The 19,128-nt window shown below is 71.4% G+C and carries 13 protein-coding genes, 1 tRNA gene and 1 pseudogene; 12 read left to right on the top strand and 3 right to left on the bottom strand.

The annotated features are described in order from the left end of the window. Positions 1-125 precede the first annotated feature (125 nt). The 4 genes from LG391_RS30815 to LG391_RS30800 all read left to right on the top strand — a co-directional run bounded on the left by LG391_RS30815 (position 126) and on the right by LG391_RS30800 (position 4,914). Positions 126-905, top strand: a complete 780-nt coding sequence (locus tag LG391_RS30815; RefSeq protein ID WP_225772313.1) for an ABC transporter permease — start codon at positions 126-128, stop codon at positions 903-905. Continuing rightward, entirely contained in the window at positions 892-1,947 is a 1,056-nt protein-coding gene (locus LG391_RS30810) for an ABC transporter ATP-binding protein (RefSeq protein WP_225772312.1), read from the top strand. The genes LG391_RS30815 and LG391_RS30810 overlap by 14 nt, the downstream gene beginning before the upstream one ends. Then, positions 1,948-2,538 carry a cysteine hydrolase gene (locus tag LG391_RS30805; RefSeq protein WP_225772310.1) on the top strand — a complete coding sequence of 197 codons (591 nt, stop codon included), beginning with the start codon at positions 1,948-1,950 and terminating at the stop codon, positions 2,536-2,538. Between the two features lie 150 nt (positions 2,539-2,688). After that, entirely contained in the window at positions 2,689-4,914 is a 2,226-nt protein-coding gene (locus LG391_RS30800; protein WP_225772307.1) for a trehalase family glycosidase, read from the top strand. A gap of 172 nt (positions 4,915-5,086) precedes the next feature. Here the strand turns inward: LG391_RS30800 and selD are convergent, their stop codons facing one another. After that, complete coding sequence (gene selD, locus LG391_RS30795; protein ID WP_225772305.1) at positions 5,087-6,160, bottom strand: selenide, water dikinase SelD; 1,074 nt, start codon at positions 6,158-6,160, stop codon at positions 5,087-5,089. Between the two features lie 14 nt (positions 6,161-6,174). Next, on the bottom strand, positions 6,175-7,299 hold the full coding sequence (locus LG391_RS30790) for a transglutaminase-like domain-containing protein (protein WP_225772302.1): 1,125 nt from the start codon (positions 7,297-7,299) through the stop codon (positions 6,175-6,177). A 412-nt stretch (positions 7,300-7,711) separates the two neighbouring features. Between LG391_RS30790 and fdnG the strand changes: the two genes are divergently transcribed. The 8 genes and pseudogenes from fdnG (at position 7,712) to LG391_RS30745 (ending at position 17,680) form a co-directional block, all read left to right on the top strand. Beyond that, positions 7,712-10,801 carry a formate dehydrogenase-N subunit alpha gene (gene fdnG, locus LG391_RS30780; protein ID WP_255646947.1) on the top strand — a complete coding sequence of 1,030 codons (3,090 nt, stop codon included), beginning with the start codon at positions 7,712-7,714 and terminating at the stop codon, positions 10,799-10,801. Positions 10,802-10,814: 13 nt separating this feature from the next. Then, positions 10,815-11,756: a formate dehydrogenase subunit beta gene (fdxH, locus tag LG391_RS30775; protein ID WP_225772294.1), complete on the top strand. Its 942-nt coding sequence runs from the start codon at positions 10,815-10,817 to the stop codon at positions 11,754-11,756. Next, positions 11,753-12,463 (top strand): formate dehydrogenase subunit gamma, encoded by a 711-nt coding sequence (locus LG391_RS30770; protein WP_225772292.1) that lies wholly within the window; start codon positions 11,753-11,755, stop codon positions 12,461-12,463. Before fdxH ends, LG391_RS30770 begins: the two co-directional genes overlap by 4 nt. A 56-nt stretch (positions 12,464-12,519) precedes the next feature. After that, entirely contained in the window at positions 12,520-13,434 is a 915-nt protein-coding gene (gene fdhE / locus LG391_RS30765) for a formate dehydrogenase accessory protein FdhE (RefSeq protein WP_225772290.1), read from the top strand. A 1-nt stretch (position 13,435) separates the two neighbouring features. Beyond that, positions 13,436-14,854, top strand: coding sequence for an L-seryl-tRNA(Sec) selenium transferase (gene selA, locus LG391_RS30760; RefSeq protein WP_225772288.1), 1,419 nt, complete (start codon positions 13,436-13,438; stop codon positions 14,852-14,854). Further along, a complete protein-coding gene (locus LG391_RS30755; protein WP_225772286.1) occupies positions 14,841-15,638 on the top strand; it encodes a tetratricopeptide repeat protein in 798 nt (265 codons plus the stop codon). Before selA ends, LG391_RS30755 begins: the two co-directional genes overlap by 14 nt. Next, positions 15,635-17,467, top strand: a pseudogene (gene selB / locus LG391_RS30750) (selenocysteine-specific translation elongation factor); the annotation flags it as partial. The gene LG391_RS30755 and the pseudogene selB, both read left to right, overlap by 4 nt. Positions 17,468-17,584: 117 nt before the next feature. Continuing rightward, positions 17,585-17,680: transfer RNA gene (locus LG391_RS30745), tRNA-Sec, on the top strand. Positions 17,681-17,727: 47 nt separating this feature from the next. On the opposite strand, the gene LG391_RS30740 is transcribed toward LG391_RS30745, so the two are convergent. Beyond that, complete coding sequence (locus tag LG391_RS30740; RefSeq protein WP_225772285.1) at positions 17,728-19,080, bottom strand: SLC13 family permease; 1,353 nt, start codon at positions 19,078-19,080, stop codon at positions 17,728-17,730. Positions 19,081-19,128: the final 48 nt, after the last annotated feature.

The raw sequence follows: 19,128 nt of genomic DNA, 5'->3' as shown, positions 1-19,128 counted from the left end.
CCGTCATTGCGAGCGCAGCGAAGCAATCCAGGGCGGCTCGCTGCGGCCCCTGGATTGCTTCGTCGGCTTCGCCTCCTCGCAATGACGGCGAGGGATGGCGGTGCCGCGACCGGGGGGGCCCGCCCATGAAGCGTCTCGGCCTCGCCCATCTCTGGACCGTCATCGCCTTCCTGTACCTGCCGATCGCGGTGATGGTGGTGATGGCATTCAACGCCTCGCCGCTGTACCAGCTGCCCTTCGAGTTCTCGCTCGATTGGTTCGCCAGGCTGCCGGACAACGAGCGGCTGCTGTCGGCCAGCGGCAACAGCCTGATCCTGGCCGTCGTCACCGCCGTGCTGGCCACCGCGATCGGCACCCCGGCGGCGCTGGCCCTGTCGCGCCGCAGGTTCCGCGGCCGGTCGCTGCTGCAACTGCTGCTGCTGCCGCCGATCGCCATCCCCTGGCTGATCACCGGCACCGCCATGCTGGTGTTCTTCTTCTCCACCGGCATCGGCCGCGGCCTGTTCGCCATGACCATCGGCCATGTGGCGCTGGCCATCCCCTATGTCGTGCTGGTGGTCGGCACCGGGCTGCAGTCGCAGCGCGCCGATCTGGAGGAGGCGGCGATGAGCCTGGGGTCCACCCCGTTGCACGCCTTCTTCACCGTCACCCTGCCGCTCCTGCTGCCCAGCATCATCGCCGCGGCGCTGTTCGCCTTCGCCGTGTCGCTGGATCAGTTCGTGGTCTCCTACTTCCTGGCCACGCCCGGCGTCACCACCCTGCCGGTGGAGATCTATTCCGCCATCCGCAAGGGCTTCACGCCGGAGATCAACGCCATCTCCACCATCCTCTTGGGCGCCTCGATGGTCCTGGTTTTGGCCTTCGCCCTCTTGTCGAACATGGGAGGCGCCCGTGAGCGGCGTTGAGGTTTCCGCCGTCAGCAAGCGCTACGGGCCCGCCACCGTCCTGGACCGGATCAGCGCCAGCTTCGAGGCCGGGCGCTTCACCAGCCTGCTCGGCCCCTCCGGCTCCGGCAAGACCACCCTCTTGCGCATCGTCGCCGGCTTCGTGGTGCCGGACGAGGGCGAGTTGCGCATCGGCGCGGAGGAGGTAACGCGCGTTCCGGTGTGGAAGCGCCGCATCGGAATGGTGTTCCAGTCCTACGCCCTGTTCCCGCACATGACCGTGCTGCAGAACGTGATGTTCGGGCTGAACCGGCGCGGCGTGCGCGGCCCCTCCGCCGCGAAGGAGGCGCGCGAGGCGCTGGAGATGGTGCGCCTGTCCGGCTTCGAGAACCGCAGCCCGAAGCAGCTGTCGGGCGGGCAGCAGCAGCGCGTGGCGCTGGCCCGCGCCATCGTCACCAAGCCGACCGTGCTGCTGCTGGACGAGCCGCTGTCGGCGCTGGACCGGCGGCTGCGGCAGGAGATGCAGGTCGAGCTGAAGCGCATCCAGCGCGAGAGCGGACTGACCACCATCTTCGTCACCCACGACCAGGAGGAGGCGCTGACCCTGTCCGACCGCATCGCCATCCTGGACCGCGGCCGGATCGTGCAGGACGGCGCGCCGGGCGAGATCTACGAGCGGCCGCGCACCCGCTTCGCCGCCGGGTTCCTCGGCGACGCCAATTTCCTCGAGGGCACGGTGACGGCGGGCAGCGTCGAGGTGCAGGGCGGCACAATTCGGGTCGCCGGCCAGCTGCCGGCGGCCGGGTCCAAGGTCACCCTGGCGGTGCGGCCGGAGAAGATGCAGATCCTGGCCCCGAACACCACCTTCGAGAACGCGATCCCGGCGACGCTGCGCGAGGTGATCTACGCCGGCGCGGTCTCCACCTACCTGCTGGCAGGGCCGGACGGGCGGGAGCTGAAGGTCTTCGCCCAGAACCGGTCGCAAGATGCCGCCGCGCCCGCCCCCGGTTCCGCCGTCACCCTGGGCTGGTCCGCCGCCCACACCATCGCGCTGGAGGACTGAGTGCTGCGCTTCGGGCCGCTGTCGCCAAACACCGTCCACATCGCCATCGACCTGCAGCGCCTGTTCGCCGAGGACACGGTGTGGTCGACCCCGGCGCTGATGGGCGTCGTCCCCAACGTCGCCGCGCTGGCGAAAGCGGGCCGCACCCTGTTCCCGCGCTTCGTGACGCCGGAGAGGGCGGAGGACGCGCCCGGCACCTGGCGCCGCTACTACACCCACTGGCGGGCGGTGACCCGGCCGAACCTGGCGCCCGGCATGCTGGACCTGGTGGCGGAGCTGGCGGCGCTGGCACCGGCCGGCAGCGTCATCGACAAGCCGACCCATTCCGCCTTCGCCGCGCCGGAATTCGTCGACCGGCTGGCCGCGCTGGGCGCCGACACGCTGATCGTCACGGGGGTGGAGACGGATGTCTGCGTCCTCGGCACCATCCTCGACGGCATCGACCGCGGCTTCCGCATCGTCGCCGTGTCCGACGCGATGACCAGCTCGTCGCTGCCGGGCCACCACGCCACGCTCGACCTGATCCTGCCGCGCTTCGACCAGCAGGTGGAGATCGTCACGACCGAAGCGGTGCTCAGGGCTTGGAGCTGATACCGGCGGTACTCGCATTCCTTCGTCATGGCGAGGCGCGCAGCGCCGTGGCCATCCAGAGGCCGGTGCCGCCTGGATGGCCACGCCCCTTCGGGGCTCGCCATGACGGTTCCACAAGGCGGACAGGCTGGAGCCTGACATGAGGTCCTGATGCTGCGCGACACCACGATCCCCCTCGCCCGGGCCTGGAACACCTGGTCCAGCCGCCCGGCCGAGATGGTGTTCCTGCCGCTGGGCGTGCGGGTGACGCCGCTGGCCTATGCCGACAGCACCCGCAGCGCGACGCTGTTCCCGGCCAGGTCGGTCCGCTACGGCCGCCACGCCCTCGACGGCAGCCTGGTGGAGCTGGACCTGGACCATGCCGGCACCGGCCTGGCCTGGCGCTGGGCGAAGCGTGGGCCGTTCGAGCTGTCCGGCACCTGGCAGACGCAGAAGACCGGCGAATGGGGTCTGCGATTCTGGTTCAACCTCTGCCTGTCGGCCGAGGACGGCCAGACCGTGCGCTGGGACCCTGCGGGGGCCGCCGTGGTCAAGGTCGGGCACCGCTTCGTCGCCCTGGCCAGCGCCGAGCCGCCGGTGCAGGTGACCGGCCACGCCGCGGTCGAGGCCGTGGCCGAGGATTACGAGACGCACGGCTATTTCCATCTCGGTGCGCGGTCCGAGGCGGCGCCGGTGCTGGTGCTGCGCTTCAACCTGGAGATGATGCGCGACGGCGGCATCGGCGTCGCCGTGGCCGACCGGGCCGACCTGGCGGTCGAGCGCGCCAAGGCGCTGGCGGCCGAGCCGGGCGAGGCGCCCGCCCTGCCCGGCCAGACCGGAGCCCAGGCCGGGGCGCTGGACGCGCTGCGCGACGTCATGGCCTGGAACACCGTCTGGGACGAGGTCAACCGCCGGCCCTACACCTCGATCAGCCGGAACTGGAACCTGTCGAAATTCGGCGGCTTCGGCGTCTGGCTGAACGACCAGCTCTACAACGCGCTCCTGACCGGCTATCTCGATCAGGAGATGGCGCGGGAGAACCTGGCGGCGTCGCTGGCCAGCGCCACGCCGGAGGGCAACCTCGCCTGCCTGCTGACCGCCAACGACGCCTGGGTCGACCGCACCCAGCTGCCGATCGGGTCGTTCCTGCTGTGGCTGATCTGGCTCCGCTCCCGCTCCCGCCCGATGCTGGAGCTGGCCTATGGCACCCTGGCGCGCAACCACGCCTGGTGGTGGCGGGAACGCGACCCGCGCGGCCGGGGCCTCGTCTCCTACGGCACCTCGGATGTCGGCGAGGGGCTGTACAAGGGCACCTCCTTCGGCGCCCGCAACGAATCCAGCATGGACAATTCGCCGATCCACGACGAGGCGGCCTATGACCCGGAGACGCGGACGCTGCGCTGCGAGGATGTCGGGCTGAACAGCCTCTTGGCCTTCGACGCCGAGGTGCTGTCCTGGATCGCGGCGGAGCTGGGCGACGACGCGGCCGCCGCGTCGCACGCCGAGACCGCCGCCCGCACCCGGGCGAAGATCGGTGCGGAGCTGTGGGACGACAGCCGCGGCATCTTCGCCAACCGGCTGTGGTCCGGCCAGTTCGCCCGCAGCCTGGGGCCGACCAGCTTCTATCCGCTGATCTGCGGCGCCGCCTCGCCGGAGCAGGCGCAGCAGTTGCTGGCTCATCTCGAGGACCCGGCCACCTTCGGCGGCGACTTCGTCATCCCCGGCACGACCCGCGACGACCCGGCGGCGAAGGACAATTCCTACTGGCGCGGCCGGATCTGGCCGCCCTTGAACTGGATGGTCTGGCACGGGCTGCGTCGCAACGGCTTCGAGGCCGAGGCGGCGAAGCTGGCCGAGGACAGCCTGCGGCTGTTCCGCCGGGCCTGGGACGAGCGGCGGCTGTGCCCGGAGAACTTCAACGCCGAGACCGGCGAGCCGATGGACCAGCCGGACACCGAGGGCTTCTACAGCTGGGGCGCGCTGATGCCGGCCCTCGGCGTCGCCCGGGTGATAGACGTCAACCCCTGGGGCGGGTGGGAGCTGGTGAATGACGGCGCCGACGCCACGCTCGGGCCCATCGCCAGCCCGGCCGGCGCGGTGACGGTCGCGGTCGCGGAGGGTGTGCTGGCCCTGCGCCGCGGCAGCAGGACCCTGCTGGAGACCAATCTCCGGGGCCGGCTGTCGCAGCTGCGCTTCGGCGAGGGCGACATTGCCGTCACCCTGCCGGCGGAGCTGCCGGCCGGCGCTTGGCTGCGCTTCCCGTCGCTGGCGCCGGACCGGGTGCTGGACCTGCGCATCGGCGACGAAGCCGCCGGCCGGAGGGCGGAGGACGGCGTCACCGTGGACCTGCCGCCCGGCGCCGCCGGCCGCACGGTGCGGGTGGTGCTGGCGGGATGACCTCTTCCGCAAACGAGACTTTTTCCGAACACCGCCGTCTGAGCCGGCCCATCTCTTCTATCCTCCCCCTCCCCTTGCGGGAGGGGGGAGAGTGAAAGGCACGGGACGGTTCGGGTGATTCTGAAAAGGTCTCGCAAGCGAAAGAGGCTATGCGTCCATCGACCGGCTGATGTCACGCCTCGATCCGCACACCCGCCGGGCCGGCTTCCACCGTGCCGATCCGGCGGGCGGCCGGATGGCCGGCTGCGGTGATGCGCTCCAGCAGCGCATCGGCCCGGTCGGCGGCGCAGGACAGCAGCAGCCCGCCGGAGGTCTGCGGGTCGGTCAGCAGGTGGCGGCGCCACTCCGGCAGGCCGGGGGGCAGCGTCACCTCCGCTCCGTAGCTGGCCCAGTTGCGGTGCGAGGCGCCGGTGACGAAGCCGTCCCGCGCCAGCGCCTCCGCCTGGGCGAACAGCGCCGGCCCGTCCTGCCGGATCGCCAGGGTGACGCCGGCGCCGCGCGCCATCTCCAGCCCATGGCCGAGCAGGCCGAAGCCGGTGACGTCGGTGACGGCGTGCACCGCCGCCTCCCGCCCCAGCTCGGCGCCGATGCGGTTGAGCTGGGTCGTGCTGGCGACCATCTCCGCATAGGCCTCGGCCGGCAGCGCCTGCTTCTTGAAGGCGGCGGAGTAGACGCCGACGCCCAGCGCCTTGGTCAGGATCAGCGCGTCGCCTGGCCGGGCGCCCGAGTTCCGCCGCAGCTCCGACGGCCGGCAGGTGCCGATCACCGCCAGGCCGTAGATCGGCTCCGGAGCGTCGATCGAATGTCCGCCGGCGACCGGGATCCCGGCCTCGGCGCAGATCGACGCGCCGCCGGCCAGGATCTCGCGCACCGTCTCCGCCGGCAGCTTGCCCAGCGGCATGCCGAGGATGGCCAGCGCGAAGATCGGCTGCCCGCCCATGGCGTAGACGTCGGAGATCGCGTTGGTGGCCGCGATCCGCCCGAAATCGCGCGGGTCGTCGACCACCGGCATGAAGAAGTCGGTGGTGGCGATGACGCAGCGCTCGTCGTCGAGCTGCCAGACCGCGGCGTCGTCGCCGGTTTCGGTGCCGACCAGCAGCTGGCGGAACGGCGCCGCCGCCGGCTGGCCGGCCAGCAGTTCCTGCAGCACGGCGGGCGCCAGCTTGCAGCCGCAGCCGCCGCCATGCGCCAGGCTGGTCAGGCGGACCGGGGCGGCGACGTCGCCGTCGCGGGGTGCCGGGATCATGGGGCTTCCTCCGATCACGCCGAGATCTCGGCCGATTCCAGGCTGTAGGCGAAGGTGTCGGCGTCGAGGCAGTCGAGCCGCACGCCCGCCACCTCGGCCTGAGGATACATCAGGAAGCCGACCGCGGGGCCGGCGCTGCCGGGCAGCGCCACGTCATGGGCGTCGTTATAGGCGATCCAGTTGCCCTCCCAGGCGCCGAACAGGGCGCGATGCGCGGCCACCACCTTGGGATCGTCGAGGGCGAGCCTGCCCGGCGGCTCCTCCAGCACGACCTTGCGCACATCGGCGGGATCGGCCGCGACCCCGCCGAAGCCGGCCAGATGGACCTCGGCCCGGCAGTGCTGCGCCTTGGTGACGGTCGTGCTGTTGGCGCCGAGGCTCCTGTAGCCGAAGCGCGACGGCGCGACGCGGATGCCGTACACGTCCCGCGCGGGAATGCCGGAGGCGCGCGCCAGGCCGACGAACAGCGCGTTGATGTCGGCGCATTTGCCGCCGAACGGCGCGCCGGCCCGCAGCATCGCCGCGACGTCGCCGCTGCCGCAGCCGCGCAAAGCGGCGTCGCGGTAGGTGTTGGCGACCACCCATTCGTAGAGCGCGCGGGCCTTGGCGAGATCGCCGTCGGCGCCGGCGGTGATGCGGTCGGCCGTCTCCCGGACGATGCCGTCGGTCGGGATCAGCGCGCTGGGCTGCAGGTACCGGCGGCGCTCCGCCTCGGCCAGGGCCGGGGCCGGACCGGGCGCCGCGAGATCGGCCGCGCGGTCGCGCAGCGCCGCCAGGCTGGTCACCTCGGCCCTGGGCGCGGCGTCGTCCGCCGCCCAGGCGAGATGCAGCAGGGCCGCGCCCGACGCCGGGTCGTGCTCGATGGCCGCTGAGGCGGCGTTGGTGGTCCAGCGCGTGTCGCCGGGTCGGCTCCAGCCCGCCGCCTCCAGCCCGGGCAGCGGCACCCAGGCCTCGACCCGGCCGGGACCGACCTTGGCGCGGTCGAGGGCGATGCGGGTGGTCAGCGCGAAGCTGCGCCAGTCGCCCGGCGACGGCGCGAACACGGCATCGCCTGCCGCGGCCCGCCCTGCCCAGGCGGGAATGGCCCAGACAGCGGACAGGGCGGCGCCCGCCCGGAGGAGATCACGACGGCTGCTCATGGTTTGCGCTCCTGATCCGCGCGCGGGCGCGGGCGGCCCGACACGGCCGGCTGCGGGAATTCGGGGATGACGGAAGACGGCGGCACCAGCGGCCAAGCGGCATCGCACCGCCCTGCGGGCGGCCGGACCGGCCTGTCGGCATCGATGCAGCCCCGCGACGCGGGAGCGCTGGGAAACGCCACGGCGGCGATTAGACGGCGAAGGCGGGCGGAAGGTCAACCCGGAGCCTGCCGCGTCTCGCCGTCTCACCCCTCCATTTCCCCCGTGCGAATGAGCCGCAATAAGCTGTTGTAATAGCAAAACAATACGAAGGTATAGGAACCCATCGCCCGTTTGACTTGGAACCGTTCCAAGCGTAGCCTTTGTCCTAATTCGGTATGTTTTTTGCGGAACAGGCTTCCGGGAGGTCCAGATGGACATGAAGCTCTCGCGCCGCGGCTTCCTGAAAGGGGCCGGCGCGGGTGTGGCGGGAACGACGCTCGGGGCCTTCGGCTTCGGCGACATCGAGGCGGCCTACGCCGCCGCGATCAGGCCGTTCAAGCTCGCCAACACCACCGAGACCCGCAACACCTGCACCTACTGCTCGGTGGCCTGCGGCATCATCCTCTACTCCAAGGGCGACCTCCGGAAGGGCGAGAAGGCCGAGATCACCCATATCGAGGGCGATTCCGACCACCCGACCAACCGCGGCACGCTGTGCCCGAAGGGCGCGGCGCTGCTGGACACGGTCCGGTCCGCCACGCGGCTGCAGCATCCGATGCTGCGGCGCGCGGGATCGGACAAGTTCGAGCGGATCTCCTGGGGCGAGGCGCTGGACAAGATCGCCCGGGCGATGAAGGACGACCGCGACGCGAACTTCATCGCCAAGAACAAGGACGGCACGACGGTCAACCGATGGCTGACCACGGGCTTCCTCGCGGCTTCGGCGACCACCAACGAAACCGCCTACGCGACATACAAGGTGGTGCGCAGCACCGGCATTCTGGCGTTCGACAACCAGGCGCGCGTCTGACACGGCCCGACGGTGGCGAGTCTCGCCCCGACATTTGGCCGTGGAGCCATGACGAACTCCTGGACCGACATCAAGAACACCGACCTCGTCGTCATCATGGGCGGCAATGCCGCCGAGGCCCATCCCTGCGGCTTCAAATGGGTGACGGAGGCCAAGGCCAACCGCGGCGCCAAGCTGATCGTCGTCGACCCGCGCTTCACCCGCTCGGCGTCGGTGGCGGATTTCTACGCGCCGATCCGGCAGGGCACGGACATTGCCTTCCTGCTGGGCCTGATCAACCAGTGCATCCAGAACGACAAGGTGCAGTGGGAGTATGTGAAGGCCTTCACCAACGCCACCTTCCTGGTGAAGGAGGGCTTCGGCTACAGCGAGGGCCTGTTCACCGGCTATGACGAGGGCAAGCGCGACTACGACCGGTCGACCTGGGACTACGAGATCGGCCCGGACGGCTATGCCGTGGTCGACGACACGCTGCAGCATCCGCGCTGTGTGTGGAACCTGCTGAAGCAGCACGTCGCCCAGTACACGCCGGAGATGGTCGAGCGCATCTGCGGCACCCCGAAGGACAAGTTCCTGAAGGTGGCCGAGATGGTCGGCGAGTGCTCGTCGCCGACCAAGGCGATGACCTCGATGTACGCGCTGGGCTGGACGCAGCATTCCAAGGGCGCCCAGAACATCCGCACCATGGCGATGCTGCAGCTGATCCTGGGCAACATCGGCATCCGCGGCGGCGGCATGAACGCGCTGCGCGGCCATTCCAACATCCAGGGGCTGACCGATATCGGGCTGTTGTCGAACTCGCTGCCCGGCTACATGAACCTGCCCCGGGACACGGAAAAGGACTTCGCCACCTACATGTCGACCCGCGGCTACAAGCCGCTGCGGCCGAACCAGACCAGCTTCTGGCAGAACTACAGGAAGTTCTTCGTCAGCTTCCAGAAGGCGATGTTCGGCGCGGCGGCGACGCCGGAGAACGACTTCGCCTATGACTGGCTGCCGAAGCTCGACGTGCCCAACTACGACATCCTGCGGGCCTTCGAGCTGATGAAGCAGGGCAAGATGAACCTCTATTTCTGCCAGGGGTTCAACCCGCTTCAGGCCTTCCCGAACAAGGCCAAGCTGGCCGAGGCGCTGTCCAAGCTGAAGCTGCTGGTGGTGATGGACCCGCTGGAGACCGAGACGGCGCGGTTCTGGGAGAACCACGGCGTCTACAACGATGCGGCCACCGCCTCGATCCAGACCGAGGTGATCCAGCTGCCCACCACCTGCTTCGCCGAGGACGAGGGGTCGCTGGTCAATTCCGGGCGCTGGCTGCAATGGCACTGGCCCGGCGGCACGCCCCCGGGCGAGGCGAAGACCGACGCCTGGATCATGGCGCAGATCCATCTGCGGCTGAAGGAGCTGTACCGGACCGAGGGCGGGGCCTTCCCCGACCCGATCCTGAACCTGAACTGGGCCTATGCCGACCCGGGCGAGCCGAAGGCGGAGGAGCTGGCGAAGGAGATGAACGGGTCCGCCCTGGTGGACCTGTTCGACCCGGCCGACCCGACCAAGAAGATCGTCGAGGCCGGCAAGCAGCTGCCGAACTTCGCGGTGATGCGCGACGACGGGTCGACCGCCAGCGGCTGCTGGATCTATGCCGGCAGCTTCACCGAGGCCGGCAACATGATGGCCCGGCGCGACAACTCCGACCCGGACGACACCGGCGCCTATCTGAACTGGGCGTTCGCCTGGCCGGCCAACCGGCGGATCCTGTACAACCGCGCCTCCTGCGACGTCTCCGGCAAGCCCTGGGACCCGTCCCGCAAGCTGATCGAATGGAACGGCAGCAAGTGGACCGGCTATGACGTGCCGGACATCTCGCCGACGGCGAAGCCGGAGGATGTCGGGCCGTTCATCATGAACGCGGAAGGCGTCTCGCGGCTGTTCGCCCGCGGCCTGATGCGGGAAGGGCCGTTCCCGGTGCATTACGAGCCGTTCGAGAGCCCGGTCGCCAACGCCATCGCACCGAAGGTGCGGGGCAACCCGGCGGCCCGGGTGTTCGCGGACGACTTCGCCCAGTTCGCCGACATCGCCTCGCCGGACTTCCCCTACGCCGCGACCTCGTACCGTCTGACGGAGCATTTCCACTACTGGACCAAGAACAACCACGTGAACGCGGTCCTGCAGCCGGAGTTCTTCGTCGAGATCTCGGAGCAGCTGGCGGCGGAGAAGGGCATCGCCAAGGGCGGCTGGGTGCGGGTGTGGTCGAAGCGCGGCTCGGTCTTCGCCAAGGCGGTGGTGACCAAGCGGATCCGGCCGCTGGTGTGCGACGGCAAGACCGTGCACATCGTCGGCATCCCGATCCATTGGGGCTTCGTCGGCGCGGCGAAGAAGGGCTTCGGGGCGAACGTCCTGACGCCGTTCGTCGGTGACGCCAACATCGAGACGCCGGAGTTCAAGGCCTTCTGCGTCAACATCGAGGCCTCGTCCGGGCCGCCGGTGGCGTGAGGGAGATAGGACCATGTTTCCCCCGATCCCGAACCCCACCGTCGCCCCGGGCGCCCCGAAATTCGGCGACCAGGACCTGATCCGGCGCTCGGCCTCCACGATCACGCCGCCGGCCCAGCGGCAGACCGAGGTGGCCAAGCTGATCGACGTGTCGAAATGCATCGGCTGCAAGGCCTGCCAGTCGGCCTGCGTCGAGTGGAACGACACGCATGAGCCGGTCGGCGAAAACATCGGCGTCTACGACAATCCGCACGATCTGACGCCGGACATGTTCACGCTGATGCGGTTCACCGAATGGGAGAACCCGGAGACCCAGAACCTCGAATGGCTGATCCGCAAGGACGGCTGCATGCATTGCGAGGACCCGGGCTGCCTGAAGGCCTGCCCGGCGCCGGGCGCCATCGTGCAGTACTCGAACGGCATCGTCGATTTCGTGCACGAGAACTGCATCGGCTGCGGCTATTGCATCAAGGGCTGCCCGTTCAACATCCCGCGCATCTCCAAGACCGACCACAAGGCCTACAAGTGCACGCTGTGCTCCGACCGCGTCGCGGTCGGCCAGGGCCCGGCCTGCCAGAAGGCCTGCCCGACCCAGGCCATCGTGTTCGGCACCAAGGACGAGATGAAGGAGTGGGCGGACTTCCGGATCAAGGACCTGAAGTCCCGCGGCTTCGAGAATGCCGGGCTGTACGACCCGCCCGGCGTCGGCGGCACGCATGTGATGTATGTGCTGCACCACGCCGACAAGCCGGAGATCTATGCCGGCCTGCCGAAGGACCCGACGATCAGCCCGATCGTCGAGGCCTGGAAGGGCGTGACCAAGGTCGTCGGCCTCGGCGCCATCGGCCTGGCCGCCGTGGCCGGCGTGCTGCACCACCTGTTCGCCGGCGCCAACCGCGTGACGCCGGAGGATGAGCAGCATGCCGAGGAGCTGACGGAGGAGCGACGCCCGTGACCGCCGCCACCGATCCCCGGCCGGACGACGTCCTGCCCGGCGACGACGTCCATCCCGGCAAGCCGGTGATCGTCGACCGCTACACGGTCGGCGCCCGGATCAACCACTGGATCACGGCCACCAGCCTGGTGCTGCTGGCCCTGTCCGGCCTGGCGATGTTCCATCCCAGCCTGTTCTTCCTGACCGCGCTGTTCGGCGGCGGGCAGATGACGCGGACGCTGCATCCCTGGATCGGCGTGGTGCTGTTCTTCTCCTTCTGCGGTCTGTTCATCCGCTTCTGGAAGGCCAATCTGTGGAAGAGCGAGGACAACACCTGGCTGCGCCGGGCCCGCGACGTGCTGGCCGGGCGCGAGGAGAACCTGCCCGAGCTGGGCAAGTACAATGCCGGCCAGAAATTCGTGTTCTGGGGCATGTCGATCCTGATCATCGTGCTGATCGCCAGCGGCTTCGTGGTCTGGGACCAGTACTTCTATCCTTTCACCACGATCGAGCAGAAGCGCATCGCCATCCTGGTGCACGCCCTGGCGGCGGTGGTGATCATCTGCGTCTGGATCGTCCACGTCTATGCGGCGATCTGGGTCCGTGGCACCATCGGCGCCATGACCAGGGGCCGGGTGACCGGCGGCTGGGCCTGGCGCCACCACCGCAAATGGCTGCGCGAGCTGGTGGCGCGGCGGCCCGGCGCGGACAAGAAGACGGCCCCGTAGACACAGCAGTGACGAGTCCCGCATCACGTGGCCCGTCGGGTTCGTGAGGATCGAGAATGAGTGACGATACGGCCCGGCCCGACCCGACCGTGATCGGCGAGGTCGCGGCCCCGCCCTTCGCCCGCCTGCCCGACCCGCTGCAGCTGTGCATCGACCGCACGCTGCGCCTGCGCGCCCTGGCGGCGCGCAGCGAGATCGGCCCCTATCTGCGCTTCCTGGCCGACCTCGTCGAGCTGCAGTACCGGATCCAGGACGACCTGCCCGAGCCGGCGATGCCCGACGCGGCGGCGCTGGCCCGCGCCCGCGCCCATGCCATGCCGCCGCTGGACCGCACCGGCTTCGCCCCCGACGCGGCCTTCGAGGCGATCTTCGACCGCTTCACCGGCGCCGCGGCCGAGATCGAGATGCCGCCGGCTGCCGCCGGGGCGCTGGCCCGGGTCCGCGCGGCCGACCGGGCCGGGCGCGACGGCATGCTGCGCGCCGTGCTGTCGGGCGCGGTCCCGGCGGACGCCCTGGCCGAGCACGCCTTCGTGGCGGCGGCGCTGCAGGTCCATTTCAGCCGGATGGCCGCGCGGCTGGACGCCGCGGCGCTGGGTCCGGTCGGCGACGGCGCCTGCCCCTGCTGCGGCGGGCCGCCGGTCAGCACCATGGTGGTCGGTTGGCGCGGCGCGCACGGCATCCGCTTCTGCGCCTGCAGCCTGTGCGGAACCTATTGGCACCAGGTCCGCATCAAATGCGTGCTGTGCGGCAGCACCAAGGGCATCGGCTATCAGGAGGTCGAGGGCGGCGCCGGCACGGTGAAGGCCGAGACCTGCGACAGCTGCCATCACTATGTGAAGGTGCTGTACCAGGTGAAGGACCCCGACCTGGAGCCGGTGGCGGACGACGCGGCCAGCCTCGGCCTCGACCTGCTGATGAGCGAGGGCCCGTACGAGCGCGGCGGCTTCAACCCCTTCCTGCTGGGCTACTGACATGGCGGGAGACGCTGCCGCCCGCCTGCGCGGCCTGCCCTCGGTCGACCACGTGCTGAAGAGCCCCGTCGTGGCGCCGGCGCTGGCCGCCTTCGGCCATGCCCAGACCGCTGCCGCGGTGCGCGGCGCCCTGGCCGTGGCGCGCGAGGCGGTGCGCGGCGGCGCGCCTGTGCCCGATGCCGAGGGCGTGGCGGCGACCGCCGCGGCGACGCTGGCCGCCGGAGCGCGGTCGACCCAGCGGCCGGTCTTCAACCTGACCGGCACGGTGCTGCACACCAATCTCGGCCGCGCCCTGCTGGCCGAGGCGGCGGTCGAGGCGGCGGTCGAGGCCATGCGCAGCCCGGTGTCGCTGGAATTCGACCTGGCCACCGGCCGGCGCGGCGAGCGCGACGACCATCTGCGGGACCTGCTGCGCGAGCTGACCGGCGCCGAGGACGCGACCGTCGTCAACAACAATGCGGCGGCGGTGCTGCTGGTGCTGAACACGCTGGGCCAGGGGCGCCGGTCGATCATCTCGCGCGGCGAGCTGATCGAGATCGGCGGCGCCTTCCGCATGCCCGACATCATGGCACGGGCCGGCACGGTGCTGACCGAGGTCGGCACCACCAACCGCACCCATCCCAAGGACTATGCGGCGGCGCTGGGGCCGGAAGCCGGGCTGGTCCTGAAGGTCCACACCTCGAACTACCGCATTGCCGGCTTCACCGCCGAGGTCGCGGCGCGGGAGCTGGCGCCGCTGGCGCGCCAGCACGGCATCCTGCTGGTGCACGACCTGGGCTCCGGCACCCTGGCCGATCTCTCGGCCATTGGCCTGGCGCATGAGCCGACGGTGCGCGAGGCCGTGGCCGACGGCGCCGACCTCGTCACCTTCTCCGGCGACAAGCTGCTGGGGGGACCGCAGGCGGGCTTCATCGTCGGCCGCGCCGAGCTGATCGCCGCGATCAACCGCAACCCGATGAAGCGGGCCCTCAGGGTCGACAAGATCCGGCTGGCGGCGCTGGAGGCGACGCTGCGGCTGTACCGCGATCCCGCCCGGCTGGCCGAGCGCCTGCCCACCCTGCGCCTGCGGGCGCGCCAGGCCGAAGAGATCGAGGCGCAGGCCCGCCGCGTCCTGCCCGCGGTGCAGCAGGCCCTGGCCGGCCGCGCCGCGGTCGAGGTCCGGGCCTGCGCCAGCCAGATCGGATCCGGCGCCTTGCCGCTGGAGACGCTGCCCAGCGCCGCCCTGGCCCTGATTCCGCGGGAGGGAAGCGGCCGGGCGCTGGACGCCCTGGCGGCCGCGCTGCGCGGGCTGCCGGTGCCGGTGATCGGGCGCGTCGCCGACGGCGCGCTGCTGCTGGACCTGCGGTGCCTGGAGGACGAGGGCGGGTTCCTGGCCTCTCTCGCCGCGCTCGCGGCTGGAGCGGGTGATGGGCTGGCTTGACCGCCTCACCCGCGCCCGCGCGGCGGCGCCCCCCTCGCCCGGCATAGCCGAGCAGCTGGCCGCCGCCTCGGCCGCGGCGCGCGCCGGCGACCATGCGGCCGCCCTCGCCATCTGGGGGCCGCTGGCGCGGAAGGGCGTAGCGCGCGCCCAGAGCAATGTCGGCGCCTGCTTCGCCGAGGGGCTGGGCGTCGAGCGCGACCTGACGCTGGCCGTACGGTGGCTGACCCTCGCGGCGGAAGCCGGCGACCCGGTCGGCCAGCGCAACCTGGCGACGCTGCATTTCCGCGGCGAAGGCGTGGCGCGGGACGACGGCCGTGCCGCCGCGCTGTACCGCGCCGCCGCCGAACAGGGCGACGCCGCGGCCCAGGACATGCTGAGCTGGATGCTGGTGGAGGACGGCGCTCTGTTCGATCCGGCCGAGGCGCGGCTGTGGGCGCAGCGCGCCGCCGGGCAGGGCGTCGCCACGGCCATGACCCGGTTGGGCATGCTGCATCACAACGCGCTCGGCGTGGCGCGCGACCCCGCCGAGGCCGTGCGCTGGTGGCGCATGGCCGCCGATCGCGGCGAACCCGACGCGCAATCCATGCTCGGCGCGGCCTATCACCTGGGATCCGGCGTGGCGGCGGATCCGGTCCTGGCCCTGGCCTGGCTGATCCGCGGCCAGGCCGGCGGCAGCGCCCTGGCCGGCCGCTCCCTCGGGCCGGCCCGGGCCGCGCTCGACCCCGCCGGGATCGCCGAGGCCGAAGCCCTCGCCCGCCGGCCCCTGCCGGAGGCGACGCCGTGATCATCGGCACGGCCGGCCATATCGACCACGGCAAGACCGCTCTGGTGCGGGCGCTGACCGGCGTCGACACCGACCGGCTGAAGGAGGAGAAGGCCCGCGGCATCACCATCGACCTCGGCTTCGCCTACCGGCCGACGCCGACGGGCGAGGTGCTGGGCTTCATCGACGTGCCAGGTCATGAACGGCTGGTGCACACCATGCTGGCCGGCGCCTCCGGCATCGACTTCGCGCTGCTGGTGGTGGCGGCCGACGACGGCGTGATGCCGCAGACCCGCGAGCATCTCGCGATCATCGACCTGCTCAGCATCTCCCGCGGCGTCGTGGCCCTGACCAAGGCCGACCTGGCCGCGCCGGACCGGCGCGAAGCGGTGGCGGCGGAGATCCGGGCCGCCCTGGCCGGAACGGCGCTGGCCGGGGCCGACATCCTGCCGGTCTCGGCCATCACCGGCGAAGGCGTCGAGGAGCTGGGCGAGAGGCTGGCGCTGGAGGCGATGGAGTTCGCCGGCCGCGAGGCGTCGGGCCGGTTCCGGCTGGCGGTCGACCGGTCCTTCACCCTGCGCGGCGCCGGCACCGTCGTCACCGGCACGGTGCTGTCGGGATCGGTCGCGGTCGGCGACCAGCTGATGGCCAGCCCGTCCGGCCTGCCGGTGCGGGTGCGGTCGATCCATGCGCAAAACCGCCCGGCCGAGCGCGGCCGCGCCGGCGAGCGCTGCGCCCTGAACCTGGCGGGGGAACGGGTGACGCGCGAGGCCTTCGCCCGCGGCGACGTCGTGCTCGACCCCGCCCTGCACGCCCCGACCGACCGGGTGGACGCGACGCTGCGGGTGCTGCCGAGCGAGCGCAGGCCGATCGGGCAGTGGTTCCCGGTGCGCTTCCACACCGCGGCGGCCGAGGTCGGGGCGCGGATCGTGCTGCTGGGCGACGACCCGATCCCGCCGGGTGGCGAGGCCTTCGTCCAGCTGGTGCTGGACCGGCCGGTCGCCGCCGCTTCCGGGGACCGCTACGTCGTCCGCGACACCTCGGCCCAGCGCACCATCGGCGGCGGGCGCCTGGTCGATCTGCGGGCCCCGGCGCGCAAGCGCAGGGGCCCGGAGCGGCTGGCCCAGCTGGCGGCGCTGGCGCTCGACGACCCGGAGGCGGCGCTGACCGCACTGCTGGCCGCCCCGCAGCATCTGGTCGACCTCGACGCCTTCGGCCGCGACCGGGCGCTGGGCGCCGCGCGGGTGGACGAGCTGGCCGAACGGCTGGGCCTGGTCCGGATCGCGGCGGGGGGGCAGCGCGTCGTCCTGGCCGCGGAGGATTGGACGCAGCTGACCCAGGGGCTGCTGGAGACGCTGGGCGCCTTCCACCGCGACAACCCCGACCTGCCCGGCATCGGCTTCGAACGGCTGCGCCTGCAGTCGCGGCCGCGCCTGCCGGCACCGGCCTTCGCCGCCCTGCTGCGGGCGCTGGCGCGGGCCGACCAGGTGGCGCTGGACGGCGCCTGGGTCCGGCTGACCGGCCACGAGGCGCATCTGCCCGAGGCCGACGAGGCGCTGTGGGACGAGATCCGCCCGCGCCTCGGCGGGGATGCGCGGTTCCGCCCGCCGCGGGTGCGCGACATCGCCGGCGACACCGGCGTCGACGAGGCGGAGATCCGGCGCCTGCTGAAGCGCATCGGGCGCATGGGCCGGGCCGACGAGGTGGCGCACGACCATTTCTTCCTGCGCCCGACCGTCGCCGAGATCGTCGGCATCCTGGTGCGGCTGGCCGAGGCCCACGAGACCGGCTTCACCGCGGCGCAATTCCGGGATCAGGTGGACAGCGGCCGCAAGGTTGCTATTCAGATCCTGGAGTTCTTCGACCGCCACGGGGTGACCCTGCGCCGGGGGGACCTGCGCCGGCTGAACCGGCACCGGCTGGACCTGTTTCGTCCCTCGACCGGCGAGATGCCGGCCGAGGGGCCTGGAGGAGAATCGTCCCCGGTGGGGCGTCCGGACTTCAAATCCGGGAGGGGCCGCGAGCCGGTCCTTGGTGGGTTCGACTCCCACTCTCTTCCGCCATCCCCTCCCGGCCGGCCCTGACGGCGGCCGGCCCGAACCCACCGGGGTCAGAGCAGCCCCGGCACCACCAGCGCCAGCCAGGCCAGCAGCGGCCCGATCAGCACGATGATGGCGCTGTAGATCAGCATCTGCCGGAAGAAGGCGTCGCGGTCGATGCCGTGCGCGTTGGCCACCACCAGCGCGCCGTTGGTCGAGAACGGGCTGACATCGACGATGGTGGTCGAGATCGCGATCGCCGCCACCATGCCGGGCACACCGAGATGGCCCTGCATCAGGAGCGGCACGGCCAGCGGAATGGTGGCGCCCAGCACCGCGACCGACGAGGCGAAGGCCGAGACCACGCCGGCGACATAGCACAGCAGCAGCGCGCCCAGGAGCGGCGCCGCCATGGTCGAGACGCCGCCGCCGACATAATCGACCGCGCCGGCCTTCTGCAGCACGCCGATATAGGTGATGACGCCGCCGATCAGCAGCACGGTCGACCAGCTGATCTTGTCGACCGCGCCCTTCTGCCCGCGCGGGCACAGCAGCGCCAGGACCACGGCGACGCTCATGGCCACCAGCCCGACATTCAAGTTGAAGGCCAGCGAGGCGACGGCCAGCACCACGAGGCCGGCCAGGGTCAGCGCCTGCTCGCGATCGAGTGCGACGTGATGGTCCTCGCCCTCGCGGTGCACGGCATCCGGCCGGGGGGCGGCCGGCCGCGCCGGCGTGCCGCCATGGCCGCTGACCGGGACCGAGGCGCCGGCGGGCACGGCGTCGACCAGCCCTTCGAAATCCTCCGCCGGGCGCCGCACCGGCAGGCGATGGCCGCCGAACAGGAAGAAGATCACCAGCGCCACCGCGGCGTTGAAGGCCAGGCTGGACAGGAACAGCACGATCTCGTCGCCCGGCAGCCCGGCGCGCTGCACCACCTGGTTGGTGATGCCGCCATAGATGCTGATCGGGGAGAAGCCGCCGCCCTGGGCGCCGTGCACAACCATCAGCCCCATCAGCATCGGGTGGATCTTGTACCGGGCGGCGAAGCGCAGCGCGATCGGCGCGATGATGGCGACCGCGCCCGGGCTGACCGCGCCGATGGCGGTGAGCACGGCGGAGACCGCGAACATCACCCAAGGGATGACCGAGATGCGGCCGCCGACCAGGCGCACGGCATAGTGCACCAGCCAGTCGACCGTGCCGTTGTTCTGGGCGATGGCGAAGAGATAGGTGATGCCGACCAGGGTGACGAACAGGTCGCCCGGGAAGCCCGCCAGGATGGATGTCGCCGACATGCCCATCACGGCGCCGCCGACCAGGAAGGCCATGGCGAAGCCGAGGGCGCCCATGTTGATCGGCAGGGCCGTGGCGATGACGAACATCACCACCAGCCCGATGATGGATGCGATCTGCGCAGACACGCGTTTCCTCTCCTGTCGTTCTCGTTGTCCGGTGGCGGCGTCCCGTGG

It is taken from the genome of Inquilinus sp. Marseille-Q2685 (genome assembly GCF_916619195.1).
Taxonomy (GTDB): domain Bacteria; phylum Pseudomonadota; class Alphaproteobacteria; order DSM-16000; family Inquilinaceae; genus Inquilinus.
The sequence above is the reverse complement of the archived record's forward strand: the minus strand, read 5'-3'. Positions and strand labels throughout refer to the sequence as shown.